Origin of the sequence: Flavobacterium sp. (genome assembly GCF_965262375.1) — a bacterium.
GTDB lineage: Bacteria > Bacteroidota > Bacteroidia > Flavobacteriales > Flavobacteriaceae > Flavobacterium.
The window spans coordinates 2,159,414-2,182,104 of the sequence record NZ_OZ253527.1 but is presented as its reverse complement, the minus strand read 5'-3'; the positions used below and the strand labels follow the sequence as shown (position 1 = coordinate 2,182,104).

The 22,691-nt window shown below is 33.2% G+C and carries 19 protein-coding genes and 9 tRNA genes; 15 read left to right on the top strand and 13 right to left on the bottom strand.

Translation table 11 applies throughout. The annotated features are described in order from the left end of the window. The first annotated feature begins 21 nt into the window (after nt 1-21). The 6 genes from ACQY29_RS10190 (at nt 22) to ACQY29_RS10165 (ending at nt 671) form a co-directional block, all read left to right on the top strand. A tRNA-Val gene (locus tag ACQY29_RS10190) sits at nt 22-96 on the top strand. A gap of 40 nt (nt 97-136) precedes the next feature. Next, nucleotides 137-211 (top strand) — tRNA-Val (locus tag ACQY29_RS10185). A 40-nt stretch (nt 212-251) separates the two neighbouring features. Further along, nucleotides 252-326: transfer RNA gene (locus ACQY29_RS10180), tRNA-Val, on the top strand. A 40-nt stretch (nt 327-366) separates the two neighbouring features. Then, nucleotides 367-441, top strand: a tRNA-Val gene (locus ACQY29_RS10175). Nucleotides 442-481: 40 nt separating this feature from the next. After that, nucleotides 482-556 (top strand) — tRNA-Val (locus ACQY29_RS10170). Between the two features lie 40 nt (nt 557-596). After that, nucleotides 597-671, top strand: a tRNA-Val gene (locus ACQY29_RS10165). A 293-nt stretch (nt 672-964) separates the two neighbouring features. Here the strand turns inward: ACQY29_RS10165 and ACQY29_RS10160 are convergent. The 3 genes from ACQY29_RS10160 to ACQY29_RS10150 form a co-directional block, all read right to left on the bottom strand. Next, a complete protein-coding gene (locus ACQY29_RS10160) occupies nt 965-1,309 on the bottom strand; it encodes a hypothetical protein (protein WP_428225078.1) in 345 nt (114 codons plus the stop codon). Nucleotides 1,310-1,848: 539 nt separating this feature from the next. Then, complete coding sequence (locus ACQY29_RS10155) at nt 1,849-2,613, bottom strand: NlpC/P60 family protein (RefSeq protein WP_428225077.1); 765 nt, start codon at nt 2,611-2,613, stop codon at nt 1,849-1,851. A gap of 12 nt (nt 2,614-2,625) precedes the next feature. Beyond that, nucleotides 2,626-3,804 (bottom strand): acetyl-CoA C-acyltransferase, encoded by a 1,179-nt coding sequence (locus ACQY29_RS10150; protein WP_428225905.1) that lies wholly within the window; start codon nt 3,802-3,804, stop codon nt 2,626-2,628. Between the two features lie 352 nt (nt 3,805-4,156). On the opposite strand from ACQY29_RS10150, the gene ACQY29_RS10145 reads away from it, so the two are divergent. From ACQY29_RS10145 to ACQY29_RS10130, 4 genes are all read left to right on the top strand, one after another. Next, a tRNA-Ser gene (locus ACQY29_RS10145) sits at nt 4,157-4,240 on the top strand. A gap of 20 nt (nt 4,241-4,260) precedes the next feature. Then, nucleotides 4,261-4,335 (top strand) — tRNA-Pro (locus ACQY29_RS10140). 12 nt (nt 4,336-4,347) lie between these two features. Then, a tRNA-Arg gene (locus ACQY29_RS10135) sits at nt 4,348-4,421 on the top strand. A 62-nt stretch (nt 4,422-4,483) separates the two neighbouring features. Next, nucleotides 4,484-6,148 carry a pseudouridine synthase gene (locus tag ACQY29_RS10130; protein ID WP_428225076.1) on the top strand — a complete coding sequence of 555 codons (1,665 nt, stop codon included), beginning with the start codon at nt 4,484-4,486 and terminating at the stop codon, nt 6,146-6,148. A 108-nt stretch (nt 6,149-6,256) separates the two neighbouring features. On the opposite strand, the gene ACQY29_RS10125 is transcribed toward ACQY29_RS10130, so the two are convergent. Beyond that, complete coding sequence (locus tag ACQY29_RS10125; protein ID WP_428225075.1) at nt 6,257-7,099, bottom strand: DUF2911 domain-containing protein; 843 nt, start codon at nt 7,097-7,099, stop codon at nt 6,257-6,259. A 186-nt stretch (nt 7,100-7,285) separates the two neighbouring features. Continuing rightward, the gene (locus tag ACQY29_RS10120) at nt 7,286-8,467 is read right to left on the bottom strand and encodes a M28 family peptidase (protein ID WP_428225074.1); all 1,182 of its coding nucleotides are present in this window, start codon (nt 8,465-8,467) and stop codon (nt 7,286-7,288) included. A 160-nt stretch (nt 8,468-8,627) separates the two neighbouring features. Between ACQY29_RS10120 and ACQY29_RS10115 the strand changes: the two genes are divergently transcribed. Next, nucleotides 8,628-10,163: a YifB family Mg chelatase-like AAA ATPase gene (locus ACQY29_RS10115; protein WP_428225073.1), complete on the top strand. Its 1,536-nt coding sequence runs from the start codon at nt 8,628-8,630 to the stop codon at nt 10,161-10,163. A 62-nt stretch (nt 10,164-10,225) separates the two neighbouring features. Here the strand turns inward: ACQY29_RS10115 and tsaE are convergent, their stop codons facing one another. Both tsaE and msrA read right to left on the bottom strand, forming a co-directional pair. Then, nucleotides 10,226-10,633 (bottom strand): tRNA (adenosine(37)-N6)-threonylcarbamoyltransferase complex ATPase subunit type 1 TsaE, encoded by a 408-nt coding sequence (gene tsaE, locus ACQY29_RS10110; RefSeq protein ID WP_428225072.1) that lies wholly within the window; start codon nt 10,631-10,633, stop codon nt 10,226-10,228. A gap of 69 nt (nt 10,634-10,702) precedes the next feature. Next, on the bottom strand, nt 10,703-11,257 hold the full coding sequence (msrA, locus tag ACQY29_RS10105) for a peptide-methionine (S)-S-oxide reductase MsrA (protein ID WP_428225071.1): 555 nt from the start codon (nt 11,255-11,257) through the stop codon (nt 10,703-10,705). A gap of 151 nt (nt 11,258-11,408) precedes the next feature. Between msrA and ACQY29_RS10100 the strand changes: the two genes are divergently transcribed. Next, a complete protein-coding gene (locus tag ACQY29_RS10100; RefSeq protein ID WP_428225070.1) occupies nt 11,409-12,116 on the top strand; it encodes an ABC transporter ATP-binding protein in 708 nt (235 codons plus the stop codon). 1 nt (nt 12,117) lies between these two features. Continuing rightward, entirely contained in the window at nt 12,118-12,882 is a 765-nt protein-coding gene (locus ACQY29_RS10095; RefSeq protein WP_428225069.1) for a TIGR02757 family protein, read from the top strand. Nucleotides 12,883-13,083: 201 nt separating this feature from the next. Here ACQY29_RS10095 and ACQY29_RS10090 read toward each other — a convergent pair whose 3' ends face one another. The 5 genes from ACQY29_RS10090 to ACQY29_RS10070 all read right to left on the bottom strand — a co-directional run bounded on the left by ACQY29_RS10090 (nt 13,084) and on the right by ACQY29_RS10070 (nt 18,350). Then, complete coding sequence (locus ACQY29_RS10090; protein WP_428225068.1) at nt 13,084-14,985, bottom strand: SPFH domain-containing protein; 1,902 nt, start codon at nt 14,983-14,985, stop codon at nt 13,084-13,086. Between the two features lie 352 nt (nt 14,986-15,337). Further along, nucleotides 15,338-15,601, bottom strand: coding sequence for a preprotein translocase subunit YajC (yajC, locus tag ACQY29_RS10085; protein WP_428225067.1), 264 nt, complete (start codon nt 15,599-15,601; stop codon nt 15,338-15,340). Between the two features lie 11 nt (nt 15,602-15,612). Further along, nucleotides 15,613-16,155, bottom strand: coding sequence for a DUF1573 domain-containing protein (locus tag ACQY29_RS10080; RefSeq protein ID WP_428225066.1), 543 nt, complete (start codon nt 16,153-16,155; stop codon nt 15,613-15,615). A 6-nt stretch (nt 16,156-16,161) separates the two neighbouring features. Then, complete coding sequence (gene nusB, locus ACQY29_RS10075) at nt 16,162-17,070, bottom strand: transcription antitermination factor NusB (RefSeq protein WP_428225904.1); 909 nt, start codon at nt 17,068-17,070, stop codon at nt 16,162-16,164. A 176-nt stretch (nt 17,071-17,246) separates the two neighbouring features. Further along, nucleotides 17,247-18,350 (bottom strand): Glu/Leu/Phe/Val dehydrogenase dimerization domain-containing protein, encoded by a 1,104-nt coding sequence (locus ACQY29_RS10070; RefSeq protein ID WP_428225065.1) that lies wholly within the window; start codon nt 18,348-18,350, stop codon nt 17,247-17,249. Between the two features lie 199 nt (nt 18,351-18,549). On the opposite strand from ACQY29_RS10070, the gene ACQY29_RS10065 reads away from it, so the two are divergent. Continuing rightward, nucleotides 18,550-20,310 (top strand): ABC transporter ATP-binding protein, encoded by a 1,761-nt coding sequence (locus ACQY29_RS10065; protein WP_428225064.1) that lies wholly within the window; start codon nt 18,550-18,552, stop codon nt 20,308-20,310. Nucleotides 20,311-20,382: 72 nt separating this feature from the next. After that, nucleotides 20,383-20,742 (top strand): PUR family DNA/RNA-binding protein, encoded by a 360-nt coding sequence (locus tag ACQY29_RS10060; RefSeq protein WP_428225903.1) that lies wholly within the window; start codon nt 20,383-20,385, stop codon nt 20,740-20,742. A gap of 53 nt (nt 20,743-20,795) precedes the next feature. Here the strand turns inward: ACQY29_RS10060 and argS are convergent, their stop codons facing one another. Continuing rightward, nucleotides 20,796-22,574 (bottom strand): arginine--tRNA ligase, encoded by a 1,779-nt coding sequence (gene argS / locus ACQY29_RS10055; RefSeq protein ID WP_428225063.1) that lies wholly within the window; start codon nt 22,572-22,574, stop codon nt 20,796-20,798. Between the last annotated feature and the right edge of the window lie 117 nt (nt 22,575-22,691).

The following is a 22,691-nucleotide window of genomic DNA, read 5'->3' as shown; positions in this document are numbered from 1 at the left end:
TCAAACGTTCAAAATTTTATCGGGCGATTAGCTCAGCTGGTTCAGAGCACCTCGTTTACACCGAGGGGGTCAGGGGTTCGAATCCCTTATCGCCCACTACAGAAACTTAAAAGTTTCAAACGTTCAAAAATTTATCGGGCGATTAGCTCAGCTGGTTCAGAGCACCTCGTTTACACCGAGGGGGTCAGGGGTTCGAATCCCTTATCGCCCACTACAGAAACTTAAAAGTTTCAAACGTTCAAAAATTTATCGGGCGATTAGCTCAGCTGGTTCAGAGCACCTCGTTTACACCGAGGGGGTCAGGGGTTCGAATCCCTTATCGCCCACTACAGAAACTTAAAAGTTTCAAACGTTCAAAATTTTATCGGGCGATTAGCTCAGCTGGTTCAGAGCACCTCGTTTACACCGAGGGGGTCAGGGGTTCGAATCCCTTATCGCCCACTACAGAAACTTAAAAGTTTCAAACGTTCAAAAATTTATCGGGCGATTAGCTCAGCTGGTTCAGAGCACCTCGTTTACACCGAGGGGGTCAGGGGTTCGAATCCCTTATCGCCCACTACAAAAACTCAAAAGTTTCAAACGTTCAAAATTTTATCGGGCGATTAGCTCAGCTGGTTCAGAGCACCTCGTTTACACCGAGGGGGTCAGGGGTTCGAATCCCTTATCGCCCACTTCTAAGCACTCCATTGGGGTGCTTTTTTTTATTAAACAACAACAATAAACAAGAGTCAAGCCAAATACGGATTAATACGATTTTAATCCTGAATATTCTCTTTTAAAACGACAACTCATTATCCGCCCCCCTCTCAAGTAGACAATCTTTAAAATTTGTTTTCAGAATTGTAAAAAATATTATTTAAAAGACAATTGGATATCTATCATTTCAAAGTTAAATTATATAAAGCAAAAAAAGCTGCCTTATAAAGACAGCTTTCCTACACAACAGCACTTGTTTAACCCAACCCTACTGCTTTAAACGAATACTCATCGTATATGGTTTACCAACTGTCAACCCTGCATCCTCAACAACTCTTGAATTCAATGCATTTTTAACAATTTGCTTAATATTTTTATCTGTAGTTCGAACATTTAAAATTGCCATTTCGTTATCAGTATTTACTGTAAAAGTAACATAAACTACAGTTTCTTTATCAATTGCAATATCTTTCAATGCCTCTTTAGTAATTTCATTTACCACTTTCGTAGCCTTTGGCAAATCTTCTTCAATTGTATTTACATTTTTTGCATTTGCAAATTCACTAGTCAATAAACCTAAAGCAATTACCAAGATGTTTAAAAATTTTTTCATGATTTTAAAATTTAATTTGTTGTTTTTCATATTTGCATGACAAAGGTAATATTACAATTGAAACAAAAAACACATTTACAAAAGCTTAACCTTCATTTAATCTATTTCGTTATCAATATTTCATCAAATACAGATCTAACATTGCTATTTTTAATTATTTTTCAACAAAAACATGATTTACCAAAACATAATTCAAAAACCAACTTTACATTAGCTTTACATCAATCAACACAAAATAGCTCCTGTTTAAAAACTCTATAAAACATTTTTTTTCTTAAAATTCCCCATAATCAAACACAAAACACCTCAAACAAAATAAAACTTACATTAAAAGCTAACCTCCACCTAACATAAACTAATAATCCTTTAAATATAAAACAAAAACCATATAACCAACTCGCCCATATTTTCAAGTCGAGCGGCTAATTCCAACAAAATCAATCTATTTAACAAAATAAAAAATTAAACTAAACCATCATTTTTAAAATAAACCCTAAATATGAAACAAAAAAAACCTCCATAAAATGGAGGTCTACCTTTTAATCGATAATCTTTTTAATTACTCTAAGCTTATGCGTATGCCTATTAAGTTCTGCATTATAAATCCCTAAATGATCCAAACGGTCAATTCTAACTTTTCCAGTAGCATGAATGATATAATTATTTTCCATAATAATACCTACATGAATAATATTCCCTTCCTCATTATCAAAAAAAGCTAAATCACCAGGTTCACTCTCCTCTATAAAACTTAGTGCTTCTCCCTGAGTAGCTTGTTGCGACGCGTCACGCAATAATTTATATCCATTTAATTTATAAACCATCTGAGTAAAACCCGAGCAATCTATTCCGAAAGGAGTTTTTCCACCCCATAAATAAGGAGCGTGTAGATACATAAATGCTGTACTGATTAACTCTGATTTCGATTTCACACCAGAAACCTTAACACCCTCAAAGTGTAAATTTTCTACATTAATAGCATTATTATCCAAAAAACTCAAAGAAGCTCCTAAAGGAATGGGCATCAAAATATTATCTGGGGAAGTTATATACTCTATAAGATCAGCATTTAAAGCAATTTCATTTTCACTTAAAAAATTATACTGAACCTCGGTAATCTCCTTATATTGTTTTACATCAATCCAACCTTCATAATCATCATAGGCTAATTTAATTTTAACCCATTTTGGTTGTTGTTCAGTCACGACAAAATGCTCACCAAACAACACTTGCGAAACCAGTTCACTACGATCACTCGGCTCTAAACGCAAAGGAATATTAGCTAGATTACAAAGTCCAAACATATATTTTTATATTTAAGCTCTTTCAATAACAATTGCTGAAGCTCCACCACCACCATTACAAATAGCAGCCGCACCTAACTTAGCATTATTTTGCTCTAAAACACTCATTAAAGTAACTATAATTCTAGCCCCTGAACATCCTAGAGGATGCCCTAACGAAACAGCTCCTCCATTAACATTGACTTTGTCATTCGCTAACCCTAAAATCTTAGCATTTGCCAGACCAACCACTGAAAAAGCCTCATTAAATTCGAAATAATCAACTTCTTCTAAACTCACCCCAGCTTTATCAAGAGCTTTAGGTAAAGCTTTTGCAGGTGCTGTAGTAAACCATTTAGGTTCTTGTGCAGCATCTGCATACCCTTTAATATAAGCTAATGGTTTTAAACCTAAAGCAATTGCTTTTTCTTCACTCATTAATATTAAAGCAGCAGCACCATCATTGATTGTAGAAGCGTTAGCCGCAGTTACTGTTCCATCTTTTGTAAACACAGGATTCAATGCTGGAATTTTATCTAACTTCACATTAGTAAATTCTTCATCTTTAGCAACCACAATTGGGTCTCCTTTACGCTGAGGAATAGTTACAGGAACAATCTCTCCGTCAAATTTACCTGCATTCCAAGCCGCTGCAGATCTTTCGTACGATTGAATTGCGAAAGCATCTTGCGCTTCTCTTGAAATATTGTATTCAGTTGCACACAAATCTGCACAAACGCCCATAGCATTATTATCATAAGCGTCTGTCAAACCATCTTTTTGCATACCATCAAGCATAGTCGCTGGTCCAAATTTAACTCCGTTACGCATATGCACATAATGCGGAATTAAAGACATATTTTCCATACCTCCTGCTACAACAACTTCAGCATCACCACACATAATCGCTTGCGCCCCCATCATTACAGCTTTCATACCTGACGCACAAACTTTATTCACAGTAGTACAAGCCACTTCGTTAGACAATCCTGCAAATAAAGCAGCCTGTCTTGCTGGTGCCTGCCCTACTCCAGCCTGAACCACATTACCCATATATACTTCATCAACCAAGCTAGGATCAAGGTTAATTTTATTTAATGCACCTTTAATAGCTACAGCTCCTAATTGTGGAGCAGCTACATTTGATAACGCTCCCATGAAACTTCCTATAGGGGTTCTTGCAGCCGATACAATAACAACTTTTTTCATAATTGATAATTAATTTGTGTTTTTAGTAGATTTTATCCCTAACAAATTCAAAAAAAAAACTCGCTAAAGTAAAATATGGGCAAATTTAAGAATAATATAAAACAATTTCTAACGAATTTTCAAAAGATTATAACATAGTTACAACCACAAACAAACCGCAAACTTTAACATTCATAAGCAATACCCCTCAAACCTGACTAATACAAAAAAATAAAAAAAGTAATCATTTCAAAACCAACAACCTACGATTTAACAGGCATTTTTTTTCAAAAAAAATATTAGAAACCCTTGTTTTTGCCTTTTATAGCGCTATATTTGCAATCTCAAAACAGAGAAAACGTTCTAACAAAATAAAGGAGAGGTGCCGGAGTGGTAACGGAGCAGATTGCTAATCTGTCATCGGGTAACCGATGCCAGGGTTCGAATCCCTGTCTCTCCGCTTTTTTTTGACTAAGTTTTCGGGGTGTAGCGTAGCCCGGTCATCGCGCCTGGTTTGGGACCAGGAGGTCGCAGGTTCGAATCCTGCCACCCCGACAAAAACGAAAAGGTCCAATAGCTCAGCTGGATAGAGCAACTGCCTTCTAAGCAGTAGGTCTCAGGTTCGAATCCTGATTGGATCACAAAAACCCTTGATTTTTCAAGGGTTTTTTGTTTTAACCAAAATTCTTAGAAATACTACTACATGAGTCTTTTTCAAACATTCAAAAATGACATTTCAGGTATTTCATTACCCAAAAAATTCACTTTCCCTTTTTATTACGAACCACATCAACTAAGTATTTTAGCGAGTGAGGAATTGCAAAATTACCTAAATACACAAAGTGATTTTGAACACAACTTTGGCTTACTACCTCAGCAAAATGGCTTAGTAATTGGAAAAATGTTCGGAGTACTGGTTTGCAAAAATCCTAAAGGTGAAATAGGCTATTTATGGGCGTTCTCAGGCAAATTAGCAGAACAAAACCAACTTACACATTTTGTTCCAACGGTTTATGATATGTTAGATGAAAACAGTTTTTACAAATCAGAGGAAGCTAAAATAAATCAATTAAATTATACTATAAAACAAGCTGAACAAGCATTAGATTATTTAAATGCAAAAGAAAAACTACTTGCGGTCATTGAAAATGCAGAGCAAGATATTTGCAAGCAGAAGTTACATATAAAAGAACAAAAGAAAGCTAGAGAAGCAATAAGAGAAAAAGCTATTAAAGAAAAATCTCAAGAAGAATTTGAAATTTTAAATCAAAATTTAAGCGAACAAAGCAAACAAGAGGCTATTTTATTAAAAAAAATGACCAAATATTGGAATTTCAAAAAAGTAGAAGCACAATTTGAACTCGATGCCTTTGAAACACAAATAACTATCTTAAAAGAAAAAAGAAAACAACTTTCTGCACAAACTCAGCAACGTCTGTTTGCTTCCTATGCCTTTTTAAACCAATATGGAGAAACTAAAAGTATAGGCGAAATCTTCAACAATAACCCACCCGCAGGAGCTGGGGAATGTTGCGCCCCAAAACTACTTCATTACGCTTTTAAACACCAACTTAAACCAATTTGTATGGCTGAATTTTGGTGGGGACAATCTCCAAAAAGTGAAATTAGAAAACATCAACAATTTTATCCCGCTTGTAAAGGAAAATGCGAACCTATTTTACTTGGACATATGTTAAAGGGCCTTCAAATAGAAAAGAACCCTTTTCAGGAAAACACAGCAATAGGTAAAGAAATTGAAATTATTTATGAGGATGAAATCATGTTAGCTATTAATAAACCTGCAGAGTTTTTATCTGTTCCTGGTAAATTAGTCACTGATTCTGTTTACGAACGCATCAAACAAAAATACCCTGAGGCTACTGGACCACTTATCATTCATCGATTAGATATGTCTACATCAGGTATCATGTTGCTTGCTAAAAACGATGCTGCTTACAAGGACATTCAACATCAATTCATAACACGTAAAATTAAAAAATGTTACGAGGCATTACTTGATGGTGTAATTGAAACCGAATCAGGCACTATTGACCTTCCCCTGCGTGTTGATTTAGACGACCGACCAAGACAAATTGTATGTTATGAATACGGTAAAACAGCGCAAACATTATGGAAGAAAATACGCATAGAAAACCAAAAAACAAGAGTAAATTTCTACCCAATTACTGGACGCACCCATCAATTACGCGTACACGCCTCCCATCCTCTTGGATTAAACACTCCCATCACTGGTGATGATCTTTACGGAATAAAAAGCGATAGATTACATCTGCATGCAAAATCTATTACTTTCACACATCCTATTTCAAAAGATGAAATTACCTTAGAAGTTCCCGCACCTTTCTAATTACTGATTTTTCAAACAGACAACGACAATAATAGGTTGAATTATAAAGCAATAAAGAGGCTGTTCATTTTTTTAGAACAGCCTCTTCACTACAGAATTAATAATAAATTATTTCCTACTCCATTCTTTAATGCTTTCTTCATTCATTTTAATATAATCTGAATTATTAGCCAATTTAGCACTTTCTAATGATGTTTTAGCCACTTCAATAGCCCCTTTAAAATCACCTAATTTAGCTAAAATCTGTGATTTAAGACGAGTATACCAATACGGTTTTTTATCATTTAAGTCGTAAGCCTTGTTAACATAAGTCAATGCTTTATTCAAATCTAAATTTGAATTAAAATAATATTGTGATGCAGTAAAATAATCACTAGCTGACGGCCCATTGATAACCTTTTCAATATTTGCCACAGCAGTCTTAGTAGTAGGAACTTCTATTTTAAGGTTCACAAACGTTTTTTCCCACATCAATTCAAGATTGGCAGTATTCAAATCTAAATTATTAAACCCTATAACAAAAGTTTCTATATGTTTAGTAATCAGCTCTGTTTTTGAAGTTGTTTTTAAAGCTATTTTAGTTTCATCCCATTTTTCAGGTGTTCCCCAATTATTGGTCTCTGAATAAAAAAAGATTTCCCATTCATCAGCTTTAGGAGAAATATACAAAGCATATTTACCCTTTTTCAGGGTAACTCCGTTTACATTTACGTCATCTGAAAACGAAATAGTCGTATTTGCATTTGCTCCTGCACGCCAAATTTTACCAAATGGCACCAATTCACCAAATACAATTCTACCTTTAGCACTAGGACGACAGTATTCGACTTCCACTTCTGTCAAACCAATAGTTTGGTTTATCACAGATTTAGGACTTACTTGAGGTACTTTGATCTGCGCAGAAAGCGAAAACACAGTCAAAAAACAAAATATTTTTATAATATTTTTCATGAGTATTTTTTTTTCAAAAATCAGAAATTAAAATCATTTATCAAATTCAATAAAAATTTTTAACTTTTTTTTCACTATCCCCCGAAAGTTTGAAAAAAATTTAAAAAACAGGAAGTTTTATACCTTGATATTTTCTTTAACAAAAAAAAATGAAGCCGATAACTATAACCTCAATTTCATAAAGAATTACTGCAAGACTATTTTTTTAGACAGCAGCTTATCTGCTATCGTCATTTGTATCAAATACACACCCTTAGAAAAATTAGATACATCTATAGATTCGATAAGTTTAGGAGATTCAAAATGTTTTTCAAAAACAATTTTCCCATTTAAATCAAAAATTTTAACAGTGTACATCTTTGCTCCCCATTCAGAAGCATTAATTTGCAGAATAGTTTCAGTTGGATTTGGATAAAAATGTATTGGTAATGCTTCAGTAAATTCAGAATTGGAAAGTGACGTATCTGCTTTGGCAAAATGAAGTAAACCTCCCACTGCTGCTTTAGCTACTTTGTAATTATAAACAGGATCCATATTAGCTAACAAATCTGTAGCAGTGTGTTTATGAGTTGTTTCATTTGTTTCAAAAAAACCAGTTATCACTTCATTATTTGATTGAAAAGACATATAATCAGAAGCATAAGCATAAGACAATACCGCTTTTAATGGTGAATACAATCCTACACAAGTTATCAACTCGTTAGTAAAAGTGTTTGATAACGCATTATTTGTGGATGGTGAATTGTTTTCATCCCTTTCACAGGTGATGGTATCATTTGTAAGTCCAGAAACCCCTCCTACTTCATCTAAATTGAATACAATTCGAATATCCATTTTAGGGTTTGTACTATTAACCACCGAAGAAACATAATGTTGACTTCCAAAAAGCCCTTCTTCTTCGCCACTGAAATTAATAAATTTAATAGAATATTCTGTATTTATGTTTTTCAACAATCTAGCCATTTCCAAAATTGAAGCTACCCCGCTACCATTGTCATTTGTACCCGTTCCTACGATACTATCATAATGCCCGCAAACAATAACATAAGTATTTGGAAACGTAGTACCAACTTTAGTTACAATTAAATTCTTACAAGTTGCACCTGAATAGGAATAAGTGTCTGTTGCTATTTGAGTATCCAAATAACCATAACTTTTATATTTATTTACTAACCATTGGTAAGTATTTTCTAAAGCTGTTGTCCCTCTATATTTAACTCCAAGATTTTCAAATTCAGAAAGAGAGGAATTTACATTTTGTTGCGATACTTGATTGACAATATCAGCATATCGTTGTATAAAAACCTGTGCTTTAGCCTGAACTATAAAAATTAAAAATAAATATAAATGTATTTTTTTTGGTATCATTTCAAAAGATGTTAAACCTCAAAATTACCTTTTTTTGACAAATCAAAATCAATTTCTGTTACTTTTTTTAAATTCAATAAAAAATAACACTATGATTTTCAGACATAAAACTTTTTTTTAGTAACTTTATTACATATAAGCCTTAAAAAACATACATGCCATGTTAGTAAAAGTTTTTGGAAGCGCCGTTTTTGGCGTTGACGCCACGACCATAACTGTAGAAGTTAATACAGAAAAAGGAATAGGATACCATTTAGTGGGATTACCTGATAGCTCTATAAAAGAGAGTTGCTTTAGAATAGCAGCTGCTTTAAAAAATAATCAACTACATTTTCCTGGAAAAAAAATAATTGTAAACATGGCTCCTGCCGATTTACGAAAAGAAGGTTCTGCCTACGACTTAACAATAGCCGTAGGAATTTTAGCCGCTTCAAATCAGATAAATTCTGATGACATCAAAAACTACATTATAATGGGTGAACTTTCCTTAGATGGAAGCTTACAACCCATTAAGGGGGCATTACCTATTGCGATAAAAGCCAGAGAAGAAGGTTTTAAAGGTTTCTTTTTGCCAAAACAAAATGCAAATGAAGCGGCTATAGTTACTGGCTTAGATGTATATGGTATTGATAATGTAAAGGAAATTGTTGCTTTTTTTGAAGGAGACAATAAACTTGAACCTGTTACTATAAATACACGTGAAGAGTTTTATAAAACACTTGATTTTCCAGAATTTGATTTTGCTGAAGTACGAGGTCAAGATTCTATAAAGCGATGCATGGAAATTGCGGCCGCAGGCGGGCACAACATTATACTAATAGGTCCTCCAGGATCAGGAAAAACTATGCTAGCCAAAAGACTCCCAAGCATACTTCCGCCTATGACTTTAAAAGAAGCTTTAGAAACCACAAAAATTCATAGTGTTGCCGGCAAAGTAAGAGATGCTGGATTAATGAATCAAAGACCATTTAGAGCTCCACATCATTCCTCATCAAGCGTATCATTAGTTGGAGGAGGTAGCTACCCGCAACCTGGAGAAATTTCTCTTGCTCATAATGGTGTCCTCTTTTTAGACGAATTACCCGAATTTAAACGAGAAGTACTTGAAGTTATGAGGCAACCTCTTGAAGATCGAGAAGTTACTATTGCAAGAGCTAAATTCACGATAACTTACCCATCCTCTTTTATGCTAGTAGCCAGTATGAATCCTAGTCCTGGTGGGTATTTCAATGATCCGAACGCACCTGTTTATTCATCAGCTAATGAAATGCAAAAATATTTAAGCAAAATTTCAGGTCCCCTATTAGACCGTATAGATATTCACATAGAGGTAAATCCAGTCCCTTTTGAAAAATTAACAGAAAACAAACCGGCAGAAAGTAGCTTGGAAATTAGAAAAAGAGTTAGCAAAGCTAGAGCACTTCAAACCAATCGATTTGAAAGCTTTAATCATATTCATTATAATGCGCAAATGACTACAAAACAAATTAGAGAGTATTGCGCCTTAGATGCAACTTCTTTAGCACTTATAAAAACAGCGATGGAAAAATTAAATTTATCCGCACGAGCTTACGACCGAATTTTGAAAGTTTCAAGAACTATTGCTGATTTAGAAAATTCAGAGAGTGTACAATCGCATCATATTGCTGAAGCCATACAATACAGAAGCTTAGACCGTGAAGGTTGGTTAGGGTAATTATTTTGAAGCAAAAGAAACGGTTTTACAAAAAAAGACTAAAAACCGTTTCTTTTTTGATATTAACGCATCTCCAACATTCTTTTTCCATCCTCTAAAACAGTAATAGTGACAATGGAGTGTTTTTCGGGTATTAAATCCGGTATATTTTCAGCCCATTCAATAAAACACCAATGTCCAGAGTACAAATATTCATCTATACCCATATCCAAAGCTTCAGTTTGCGATTTCAAGCGATACATATCAAAATGATAAACCAAATGTCCTTCATTTGCTTGATATTCGTTAACCAAACTAAAAGTAGGACTGCTCGTAGCATCTAAAACACCTAAAGCTTTACATAGTGTTTTGATAAAAGTTGTCTTTCCTGCTCCCATTTCTCCATTAAAAAGAATGACCTTTTCGGGTTTTGCTGCAAAAAAATTTTCAGCAACTGTAGCGATATCTTGTAATTCGTATTCGAATATCATTTAATTTTATTCTTTTTTAAGGCAAATTTAAATAAAACAAACAGATATTAAATACTAAATTAATCATCGTTAGGATATTTTGTCTTTCAAATACATTTCAAATAAATATTTCAATTTTTCCATTTTAGGACTTATCACAAAATGACAATAGGATTGTGCTTTGTTTCTATTATAGTAGTTTTGATGGTAGATTTCGGCTGCGTAAAAAGTTACAGCTTCACTAACCTTAGTAACTATTTTATTTTCATCCCCCCCTTCTCCATTAAGTAAGTTAATATACACTTTTGCTAAATCGCTTTGAAACGCATTTGTAGAAAATATCTCACTACGGTACTGAGTCCCTATATCAGCGCCTTGCCTATTGAGCGTGGTAGGGTCATGAGTAGCAAAAAAAACTTTTAATAAGGTTTGATAGGTAATTATTTTAGGATCAAATACAATCTTAACAGCTTCGGCATGCCCCGATATTCCTGAGCATACTTCTTCATATGTAGGATTAACCGATTTTCCACCTATATAACCAGAATGCACTGAAACAACCCCCTTAATTGCTAAAAATACGGCCTCTGTACACCAAAAACATCCCCCTGCAAAGATTGCAGTTTCAAGAGTATCTGAATTCATCTCATAAAAATTTAATAAAAAACTAAAATATGCAATCTATCCTTTTAAAAATAGTTTTGAAACACCTTTTTTAAAAACTGAAACGCAAAAAACAGATTAGTAGTTGAAGATGATTAAAATTCTTTGTTTATTTGTGTAAATACTACAGGTAATGATAAGAGCGGTAAACATTCACAAATATTTTGGTCAATTAAAAGTTTTAAAGAGAGTAAATTTAGAAATTAAAAAAGGAGAAATTGTTTCTATAGTTGGAGCATCTGGGGCTGGTAAAACTACGTTATTACAAATTTTAGGCACTTTAGATCAACCTAGTTTTAAGAATCGTAAAGGAATTCAATTATCTTCTTCGCTTGAAATAAATGGTCAGGATGTTTTAAAAATGAATGATAAAGAACTTTCTAAATTTAGAAATTTAAACTTAGGGTTCATTTTTCAATTTCACCAGCTTTTACCTGAATTCACAGCTCTTGAAAATGTTTGTATTCCCGGATATATAGCAAACAGACCAAAACTAGAAGTGGAAACCGAAGCAAAGCGATTATTAGCTTATTTAGGTTTGGAACATCGTTTACACCACAAACCCGCAGAATTATCAGGAGGCGAACAACAAAGAGTGGCTGTTGCAAGAGCGATGATTAACAAACCTAAGGTTATTTTTGCCGATGAACCTTCAGGAAATTTAGACACCACTACTGCTGAAAATTTACATCAACTTTTTTTTAAACTAAGAGATGAGCTTAACCAAACTTTTGTAATTGTAACCCATAATGAAGATTTAGCTAATATGGCCGATCGAAAAATAACAATCATTGATGGAAATATAAAAGATATAAACGCTATAGAAGTAATTTTAGGTTAAAATGCACTTTGATGATTTAAAAAACTTTTTAGATGAAAAGGTTTCACTTTACAACAGACCCGATTTTATTGAAAGCGATCCTATACAAATTCCGCATTTATTCTCAAACAAAGAAGATATAGAAATTGCAGGCTTTTTGAGTGCTACCATTGCATGGGGAAATCGTAAGATGATTATTAAAAATTCAAAAAAAATAGTCGATCTCATGGGAAATTCCCCCTATGATTTCATACTTAACCATCAAGAACATCACTTAGAAAGTTTAGAAAATTTTGTTCACAGAACTTTTAATGGACAAGATTTAAGGCAATTCATTGTAAGCTTGCGTCATATTTATAACCAATATGGTGGTCTTGAAGAGGTATTTGCAGCTAATATTTCAGAGAATTCAACAGCGAATGCAATTTCAAAATTCAAATCAATATTTTTTGAAATCCCTCATTTATCACGAACTCAAAAACACATTTCTGATCCTTTAAATGGTTCTGCTGCAAAACGCATCAACATGTTTTTGCGATGGATGTGTCGAAAAGATACTACTGGCGTTGATTTAGGCATTTGGAAAACAATTGCCCCAAGTGTGCTTTCATGTCCATTAGATGTACACTCTGGCAATGTAGCCCGAAAATTAGGTCTTTTGAAACGCAAACAAAACGATTTTAAAGCACTTTACGAATTAGATTCCGTATTGCGAATTTTAGATCCCAATGATCCAGTAAAATATGATTTTGCACTTTTTGGTTTAGGCGTATTTGAAAATTTTTAATTTCCTTTAATCACTTAAACGTCCAACATCGTAATCTATATCTACTACTGTTTTAACTTTAAATTTACTGCAAACAAAAACATCTTTAAAACCATTAATGAATTAAATGACTAAATTAAAACGTAATTTCAAATCTTAAATGGTATATAAAAAAACCTAGCAACACGAAGTTACTAGGTTTACAAAATAATTCAGCTTAATTTATTTTAGTTTTTTACTATTATCGGCATCCATCAATTCCATTAATTTCATTCCTAATAATCCGCTGATTCCTCCATCAGCACCACTATTACCCGTAATCAACACCTCAGGAATCACTTTGATGTTTCCTTTACCGATTTCTTCGGTGATTTTGTATTTCGTAAAATTATCACCTCCCATAGCGGTAACTTGCAACTGATACGATTCGGCAGTGGATTTACCAATTGCCATAATTTTTTCAGCTTCTGCTAAACCTGTTTTCGAAATTTTCTCAGCTTCTGCACTAGCATTCAATTTAGTTGCCTCTGCTTGCGCTGCTGCTCTTGCTTTTGTAGCTTCTGCTTCTGCAATAGCACGCATTTTAGTCGCTTCAGCTTCGGCATTTACACTTAATTTTAAACTCGTAGCGTCCCCTTCAGCTTTTTTAACCGTTGCATCTGCGGTGCGTTGTGCGATTTCAACACTTTGAGAAGCACGAACTATTTCCTTTTGCATATCTGCAATTGCCGTTTCCTTTTCCATTCCTTGACGTTGTTCTTGTGCCATCTTTTGGGTTTGATAGGTTTTTTGTTCTTCCTCGGCAATTTTTCTATCGGTCAAGGTTTTCATCAACGATTCTGGAGGAACAATATCACCGATTAATGTATCCACCGCATTGACGTTATATTCATCTAATACGGTTTTAATATGGGTTTTAGCTGATTCTTGTCTTTCTTTACGCGTACTTAAAAACGAAATCACATCGCTATCTTGTGCCGAGTTACGGAAGTAGTTGCCAATGGTGGGTTCTAAAACCTGAGAAACTAGATTGGTCATACTACCAAAACGAGCAATCACTTTTGGTGCTTCATTTGCTGGTACGTGAATAATTTGCGACACATCTAAATTAAATGGGAAACCATCTTTAGAACGCACCGTTATAGTTGACAAATTATGGTCTAAGTTGTGCGCTTCGCTACGTGCGTCTGCCCAATTCAGAACCAAATTGGTTGTTGGTACTAATTCTAATTTGGTGGTATATTTATTTAAAGCGTATTTACCCGGACCAAGAGGCTCCATCCAAACCCCGCGTTGTCCTTTAGACACAATATTTCCATGTTTAAAATGTTCGCCCGTTACATCTTCGCCATCTTCACCAATATAGGAAATCACTACCCCCACTTGACCAATAGGCACATCTGTCATAGGATTTTGTTCAATTTGCAATGCCCAAGTATTAATATAGTAGGAACCTGCTAACATCACTTGTGGTTGCAAACCTCTATTTCCACCATTATTTAAAAATGTATCAAAATCTTGAAAATTATTATGACCTTCAGTGTTTTTACCCGCAATTTGACCTTGAGGAATAGGCTCACCGTCTAAGGCAGTCACCACCCCTATCATATTTTCAAAAATTTTAACTTGGTCCGCAATAACAATTTCAAATAAGAAGGTATTGATACGATACGAACCTGTAGTTATAAACGCCGTTTGACGTCCTTTTTGACCTCCGTTATTCAAGAAGGCTGTTGCATCTTGATAATTATCACAATCTACTTTGCGCGCTAAAATACGCCCAGTAGGTATTTCTTTACCATCTTTACTTAATACCAAACCAATTTTCCCTTCTGGAATAATGGTAAACGGAGACATATCTACAGAATATTGCCATATCCACATACCCCAGTATAAACCTGGTGCCAACGTTTGGGCTTGAAAACCCGCCTCGCCTTTCGTTGCAATAATACGACCGTCGGGCAAAGATTTATCCGTACCAAAAAGGACGAATTTTTTGGTTACTAAACCAATTTTGTCTTCAGGAACGATAACCATTCCAAAGAAAACACGTAAAACGAATTTGTAAAACACGATGGATAAAACCACAGGTAATAACCACCAAAACATTGTAATTGATGTCATTTTTTAGTTAAAGTTAAACTATTACAAAATTATTCTTACACGAACAATAATCCTTACCTTATGATTAAGTAAAGATTATTTTATGCAACAAAAAATAATTTTCAATAGTATGTTAGTAATTTGTTTGTTTAAAATTTCAATAAAAAGATACTTGAACGTATTATGAAGTTACTTCTGATTCTTACTGCAGTTAAAAATTTAGAATCTAGACCGAAAAGTGGTTCACCTTATTTTCATTTTTCTATTGATGAATTTTAAATACAGTGATTATACGATATGAAGAAAAATAAGTTACAGAAAAAAGTAATTTTTTTCATAAAAAAAAAGTCGAGTATTAAACTCGACCTTAGTATTACTTCTTATTCAAAGCATTTGTCATATCTAAAGAGATAGCTGAACGCTCCATTTTTATTTTTCCTGACATGGTTTCCACGATAACTGTAGTTTCTGCTAATTCAGCAATTTTACCATGAATACCGCTTTTAGTAACTATTTTATCTCCTACTTTTAATGAAGATTCAAATTCTTTTTCTTTTTTTATTTTACGTTGTTGTGGTAAGATTAAAAATACAAACATCACAACAAACATTAATACATAAGGCAAAAATTGCATCATTTTAATTTGATTTAGTGTTTATGATTATGTCCGTCGTTGTGAACTTCTGGCGAAACTTCTGGATTTACTGCTTTTCCATCTACTAAAATAGTAGCTTTAAAAGTTAACACTTCGTTTCCAACTTCGGTATTAGTTAGTAAAGTAATTGTTTTAGTTTGAGGTCCTGACTTGCCTTTTGAATCAAAGATAATTTTAATATCACCTGATTGTCCTTTTTTAACAGGAGTTTTTGTCCATTCAGGTGCAGTACAACCACAAGAAGGGCGCACTTCCATAACATACAAATCATTTTTACCTGTATTAGTAAATTTGAAAACATGTTCTACTTTGTCTCCTTGATTGATTGTTCCAAAATCATGTTCTGAAGCATCAAATTCAATTTTAGGATATTCACCGGGTTTAAGTTTCTTCTTCATTTTATCTTCATTCATTGAAAGAAGACCTTGAGGAATCACTTGGTTGTTATTATCTAAATGTTGTACTTCAAATTCATCTTTGCTTTTACAAGCAACCATTGCAAGAATGGCTAAAAAGGCTAAACTATATTTTTTCATTGCAAATTACATTAATCCACGACCCGTTTTTTTCAATTTTCCGTCCGTAGTAAACTCTTTTACTAAATTATCTAAAATTCCGTTGATAAATATAGAACTTTTTGGTGTAGAATATTCTTTGGCAATCTCTAAATATTCGTTAATTGTAACTTTTGTAGGTATAGAAGGGAATTTCAATAACTCACAAATAGCCATTTTTAAAATGGTCGTATCGATTTCTGCAATACGCTCTGCCTCCCAATTAGGTGTTTTATCAGCAAATTCTTTTGCTAAAGCTACTTCGTTCAAAACTGTTTTACGAAACAAATTAGTTACAAACTCTCTATCTTCAATATCATTATATAGTTTAGGAACAAAGAATGAATCCTCTTCTGTTTTTATAGCACGTAATTGCTTAACGATTAAAGTGTTTACCACAGGAATATCATCAATCCAAGTTAATTTATGATCTTCAAGGTATTCGTACAATTTATTATTAGGTGCTAAAATCTCTGAGAACAACTCAACAATAAAGTCTTTATCTTCCTGAAATTGATTAACTCGATTACTCATATATTTTTTATACAAGTCACTCTCCTTAATTTCTTTCATAAAAAGTTTAACATATTCTTCGTGTATATGCCAATCGTTAATACTTCTTTCAGCTAGGGCAATAGACAAAGAATTACTTTCCTCTAAAAGACAAAGTACTTTGTTATTTACAAATTTTAAATTTGGATTTTTTTCTTCACGGGTTGCTAAATATTTTTTAGAAGAAAGATCTAAGAATTCTTCTTCTTTTTTTCTCAATTCTAATAACAAAGAAATGGTTACAAGATAAAGATCTTGCATATTTTCGATACTTTGAAATAAGAATTTTTCTTCTTTTTCAATATTATCAGAATGATTTTGATGCATTGCATAAATGGTTTGCATCACTTTAAGTCGGATATGTCTTCTATTTAACACCTGGTAAGAACTTTAAAATTAACGAAGCGAAAGTGGGGTACTTTCGCTCCGCAAAAATATATATTTTATTTATTTTAATCTTTTGTTTTTTTGAGAACTTATCAACAAAAAACAAAAGATTATTTCAATTTAAGCTTAAAGAATTATTTAGCTAATTCTTTCTTTCTTAAATCAATACGGTTTTGAGCAATTTTGAATGCCGCCTCGTGTGTAGTAATATTGTTAGCTTCTGCAAAGTCAAAAATCTCTAAAGTAGTGTTATAGATATTTTCAGTTCTACGCATTGCTTCTTCCTTACCGTAGTTTACAATTTCACCGTAAACATTTATAATACCACCCGCGTTGATTAAGAAATCAGGAGCATATAAAATTCCTTTTTCTTTCAACATTTGACCGTGACGAACTTCATCAGCCAACTGGTTATTAGCAGCACCAGCAATAACTTGCGCTTTTAATTTATTGATTGTATCATCATTTACAGTAGCACCTAAAGCACAAGGCGCATAAATGTCAACCTCAGCACTGTACAAATCATCACCTTGGAAAATTTTAGCACCGTATTTATTTCCTACTTCAGCTAAACGAGCTTCGTTAATATCAGAAATAACTACTTTAGCACCTTCACCTGTTAAATAGTCTACTAGGGTTTCACCTACGTGACCGATACCTTGCACTAAAACTTTCTTTCCGTCTAAATTATCCGTACCGAATTTGTATTTAGCTGCCGCTTTCATACCCATGTACACCCCGTAAGCTGTAACTGGAGATGGGTTACCTGAACCACCTATTTCTTCAGAAACACCTGTTACGTGAGCTGTATGTTTACGGATTAAATCCATATCAGCTGTAGTAGTACCGACATCTTCAGCAGTGATGTAACGCCCGCTTAATGAGTTTACATACTCCCCAAATTTAGCAATCATTTCAGGAGTTTTATCTACTTTAGAATCTCCAATGATTACGGCTTTACCACCACCTAAGTTCAAACCTGAAATAGCTGATTTGAAAGTCATACCACGAGAAAGACGTAAAACATCATTCAACGCTTCCCATTCGTTAGTATATTTCCACATTCTCGTTCCACCTAAAGCTGGACCTAAAACCGTGTTATGGATACCAATTATTGCTTTCAATCCAGTATATTTGTCATGACAGAAAACAATTTGTTCGTGATTATCAAATGAAACTTGACCAAATACTGGGTCAACTTTATGTAATTCACTTGCTTTTACAGATTCAGTGATCATAATGAATGTTTTTTTAAAATAGTATGGTTGTTTTTTAAAACCGAGGCAAAATTACGGTTTTATCCAATTAGTTTGCAATAATAAAACAAAATATTTACATGTAAATAGAAAAAATTAAATTTTAATATTCTCAAAACACAACACCTCAAAAGGACATATATTGAAGAATTGACAACAAAAACTTATTTTAACTACATAAATGAAAGAACTTAAACATATCAATCATTATTTTATCAAGTACAAATTCCATTTTTTTGGTGGTATTTTAATCACAATAATAGCGCAACTATTTTCACTCTATACACCTGAATTAATAGGCGATTCTATTACCGAAATTGAAAAATATTTCAAAAAAGAACTCAATGACCCAAAATCCATTCAAACACTATTAACTAATAATATATTATGGATTTTAGGCACCACTCTTTTTGCAGGATTTCTCACTTTCTTAATGCGTCAAACACTTATTGTAATGTCACGCCATGTAGAATTTGATATGAAAAACGAGGTTTTTAAAAAATATACGATTCTAACACAAACTTTTTATAAGAACAATAAAACAGGTGATTTAATGAATCGAATTACAGAAGACATTGGCCGGGTTAGAATGTATGTAGGTCCAGCGGTAATGTACACTATCAATACTATAATACGCTTTACTGTAGTTTTATTTTATATGATAAAAGTATCTCCTATACTCACTTTCATTGTTTTACTTCCATTACCTATTTTAGCTTATTTTATATTCAAATTAAGTACTGCAATTAACAGAAAAAGTACCTTGTTTCAACAAAACCTGTCGCAGCTTACAAGTTTTGCACAAGAATATTTTTCAGGAATCAGAATCATCAAGGCCTATCATATTGAGCATTCAAAAGAAGATGCATTTAGCTCACTTACAAGCACTGGCTATTCTAAAAGTGTTGATTTAGCAAAAACTCAAGCTTTATTCGGCCCATTAATGCTGTTATTAATAGGTTTAAGCAATATCCTTGTCATTTCTATAGGCTCATACCTATATATAAAGGGTGATATTACAGATATAGGAATAATCGCTAAATTTATTCTTTATATTAACATGTTAATTTGGCCTGTAACTTCCATTGGCTGGGTTTCATCATTAGTTCAAGAAGCAGAAGCATCACAAAAAAGAATTAATGAATTTTTAAAAATTGAACCTGAAATTAGCAACAACACAAGTAGTCCAACCCAAATCCAAGGAAGAATTACATTTGAAAACGTGTCGCTGTATTATCCTGATACACAAGTTAAAGCCTTAAATAACATTAGTTTTGAAGTTCAAAAAGGACAAACTTTAGCCATAATAGGACAAACGGGATCAGGCAAATCAAGCATTCTTTCATTAATTACTCGGTTGTATAACCCCACATTTGGAACCATTAAAATCGATCAACAAGACATTAGAACCGCTAACCTAAAAGATTTAAGAACTGCTATTGGTGTGGTTCCTCAAGATGCTTTCTTATTTTCAGATAGCATTGCTAATAATATTAAATTTGGAAATGTATCCAGTACCCAAGATCAAATTATTGAATCGGCAAAAAATGCTGTTGTACATAAAAATATTTTAGATTTTAAAGACCAATACGAAACCTTATTGGGCGAACGAGGACTGACACTTTCTGGTGGACAAAAACAAAGAGTATCCATCGCAAGAGCCATAATTAAAAATCCACAGGTTTTACTACTAGACGATTGTTTATCAGCCGTTGATACTGAAACTGAAGAAGAAATTCTTAATAACTTAAAAACCATTTGTAAAGGAAAAACCACAATTATTGTAAGCCATAGAGCATCCTCTGCAAAAAATGCTGATCAAATAATTGTGCTTGATCAAGGTAAAATTATCCAGCAAGGCACTCACAATCAACTTATAAACACAACTGGATATTATAAAGATTTATACCAAAAACAACTATCCGAAAAAGAAATGTTATAATTTTTTGGTGGAGAATATTTTTTTTCACAAATTTGGGCATCGCAACACAAAAATAATTTTGATAGAATGAGAATGAACGAAAATGACATGTTAGAAAAAGAAGAAATTTTTTCTAAAGTATTACGTGCAGGAAGAAGAACCTATTTCTTTGATGTACGTTCCACAAAGGCTGATGATTACTACATCACCATTACAGAAAGCAAAAAATTTACTGAAGATGATGGTTCTTTTCACTTCAAAAAACACAAAATCTATTTATACAAAGAAGATTTTTCAGCTTTTAGAGATATTTTAGACGAAATGACTTCTTATGTATTAGATCAAAAAGGAGAAGAGGTAATTTCAGAACGTCATCAAAAAGATTTCAAAAAAGAGTATTCAAAAGAAAATGAAGTAAATAGTTTTACAGATATTGATTTTGACGATATTTAATAAAAAAACCACCAAATGGTGGTTTTTTTATTATAATAATACTCAGTTACACTCTACATTCTTTCTGGAACTTGTATCCCTAAGACTTTAAAGGCTAATGCAATCGTATCACCAACTTTTTTAGCCAGTTGAACTCTAAATATCTTCTTATCCTGAAGTTCCTCACCCAAAATAGATACATTTTGATAAAAAGAATTAAACTCTTTAACTAATTCATAAGTATAATTTGCTACTAAAGCCGGACTATGATTAGAGGCTGCGTTTTGAATCACTTCAGGAAATAAAGCTAATTGTTTCAGCAATTCTTTTTCTTTTTCATGTAAAGAATCAATGGTTACATTTTGAGCATAATCAAAATCTGCTTTTCTTAAAATCGATTGAATACGAGCGTAGGTATATTGTATAAATGGTCCTGTATTACCATTAAAATCTACAGACTCTTCTGGATTGAACATCATCGTTTTCTTAGGATCTACCTTTAACATATAGTATTTCAAAGCCCCTAAACCTATAGTTTTATATAACTCTGATTTTTCACCCTCTGAATATCCATCTAATTTCCCTAATTCTTCTGAAATATTTTTAGCCGTTAATGTCATCTCTGCCATCAAATCATCAGCATCCACCACAGTTCCCTCACGCGATTTCATTTTACCTGATGGTAATTCCACCATTCCATATGACAAGTGATATAAACTTTCAGCCCAATCGAAACCAAGTTTTTTAAGAATTAAGAACAATACTTTAAAATGATAGTCTTGTTCATTCCCAACTGTATATACCATTCCTCCTACATCAGGATTATCTTTAACACGCTGAATAGCTGTACCTATGTCCTGAGTCATATATACCGCAGTACCGTCAGAACGCAATACAATTTTTCGATCTAGACCTTCAGCAGTTAAATCAATCCATACCGAACCATCAGGATCTTTCTCGAAAATTCCTTTTTCTAAACCAAATTGTACCACTTCTTTTCCTAACAAATAGGTATTACTTTCGTAATAATAGGAATCAAAATCAACGCCTAAATTTTTGTAAGTTTGTTCAAAACCTTCATACACCCACTGGTTCATTTTTTTCCAAAGCGCTACCACTTCTGCATCACCTGCTTCCCATTTGCGTAGCATTTCTTGAGCTTCAAGAATAGAGGGTGCAAATTTCTTAGCTTCCTCTTCTGATTTGCCTTGAGCTATCAAAACATTTATTTCATTTTTATATTGCTTATCAAAAGCAACATAAAAATTTCCAACCAACTTATCGCCTTTCAAACCAGTAGATTCAGGTGTTTGCCCTTCACCATATTTTTTCCAAGCTAACATGGATTTACAAATATGGATGCCACGATCGTTGATGATTTGGGTTTTATATACTTTTTTCCCCGAAGCTTTTAATATTTCAGCTACAGAATAACCCAATAAGTTATTTCTGATATGTCCTAAATGCAAAGGCTTATTGGTGTTAGGAGAAGAATATTCTACCATTATTGCCTTATCCCCTTCTTTAGGAGTTACAAAACCAAATTGCGCTATAGTTCTAATTTCGTTAAAGAAATTCAAATAATAAGCATCCGAAATTACAAGATTAAAGAAACCTTGTACCACATTAAATTTTTCAACTTCAGATACATTTGCAACTAGATAATCCCCAATTTGAGTTCCAATAGCCACGGGATTCCCCTTTACTAATTTCAATAACGGGAAAACTACTACTGTAATATCACCTTCAAATTCCCTACGTGTCGCTTGAAATTCTACTTTATCAAGTGAAACCTCAAACAATTGCTGCACTGCAATTTGAATTTTTTCCGTAAGAATTTGTTGTAATGTCATAATATCTATTTTTTAACGATGCAAAGATACTATTTCTAAGGAAATTCACTAATTTTATAAGTACGCAAAAAACAGTAAACTGAACTAACAAAATCAACTCAATTCGTATTTTGTCGT

Bases quoted from the DNA above. Each gene is read 5' to 3' on its own strand.
- ACQY29_RS10160 (WP_428225078.1), bottom strand. From the start codon at position 1,309: ATGAAAAAATTTTTAAACATCTTGGTAATTGCTTTAGGTTTATTGACT.
- ACQY29_RS10155 (WP_428225077.1), bottom strand. From the start codon at position 2,613: ATGTTTGGACTTTGTAATCTAGCTAATATTCCTTTGCGTTTAGAGCCG.
- ACQY29_RS10130 (WP_428225076.1), top strand. From the start codon at position 4,484: ATGAGTCTTTTTCAAACATTCAAAAATGACATTTCAGGTATTTCATTA.
- ACQY29_RS10125 (WP_428225075.1), bottom strand. From the start codon at position 7,099: ATGAAAAATATTATAAAAATATTTTGTTTTTTGACTGTGTTTTCGCTT.
- ACQY29_RS10120 (WP_428225074.1), bottom strand. From the start codon at position 8,467: ATGATACCAAAAAAAATACATTTATATTTATTTTTAATTTTTATAGTT.
- ACQY29_RS10115 (WP_428225073.1), top strand. From the start codon at position 8,628: ATGTTAGTAAAAGTTTTTGGAAGCGCCGTTTTTGGCGTTGACGCCACG.
- tsaE (WP_428225072.1), bottom strand. From the start codon at position 10,633: ATGATATTCGAATACGAATTACAAGATATCGCTACAGTTGCTGAAAAT.
- msrA (WP_428225071.1), bottom strand. From the start codon at position 11,257: ATGAATTCAGATACTCTTGAAACTGCAATCTTTGCAGGGGGATGTTTT.
- ACQY29_RS10100 (WP_428225070.1), top strand. From the start codon at position 11,409: ATGATAAGAGCGGTAAACATTCACAAATATTTTGGTCAATTAAAAGTT.
- ACQY29_RS10095 (WP_428225069.1), top strand. From the start codon at position 12,118: ATGCACTTTGATGATTTAAAAAACTTTTTAGATGAAAAGGTTTCACTT.
- ACQY29_RS10090 (WP_428225068.1), bottom strand. From the start codon at position 14,985: ATGACATCAATTACAATGTTTTGGTGGTTATTACCTGTGGTTTTATCC.
- yajC (WP_428225067.1), bottom strand. From the start codon at position 15,601: ATGATGCAATTTTTGCCTTATGTATTAATGTTTGTTGTGATGTTTGTA.
- ACQY29_RS10080 (WP_428225066.1), bottom strand. From the start codon at position 16,155: ATGAAAAAATATAGTTTAGCCTTTTTAGCCATTCTTGCAATGGTTGCT.
- nusB (WP_428225904.1), bottom strand. From the start codon at position 17,070: ATGCAAACCATTTATGCAATGCATCAAAATCATTCTGATAATATTGAA.
- ACQY29_RS10070 (WP_428225065.1), bottom strand. From the start codon at position 18,350: ATGATCACTGAATCTGTAAAAGCAAGTGAATTACATAAAGTTGACCCA.
- ACQY29_RS10065 (WP_428225064.1), top strand. From the start codon at position 18,550: ATGAAAGAACTTAAACATATCAATCATTATTTTATCAAGTACAAATTC.
- ACQY29_RS10060 (WP_428225903.1), top strand. From the start codon at position 20,383: ATGAACGAAAATGACATGTTAGAAAAAGAAGAAATTTTTTCTAAAGTA.
- argS (WP_428225063.1), bottom strand. From the start codon at position 22,574: ATGACATTACAACAAATTCTTACGGAAAAAATTCAAATTGCAGTGCAG.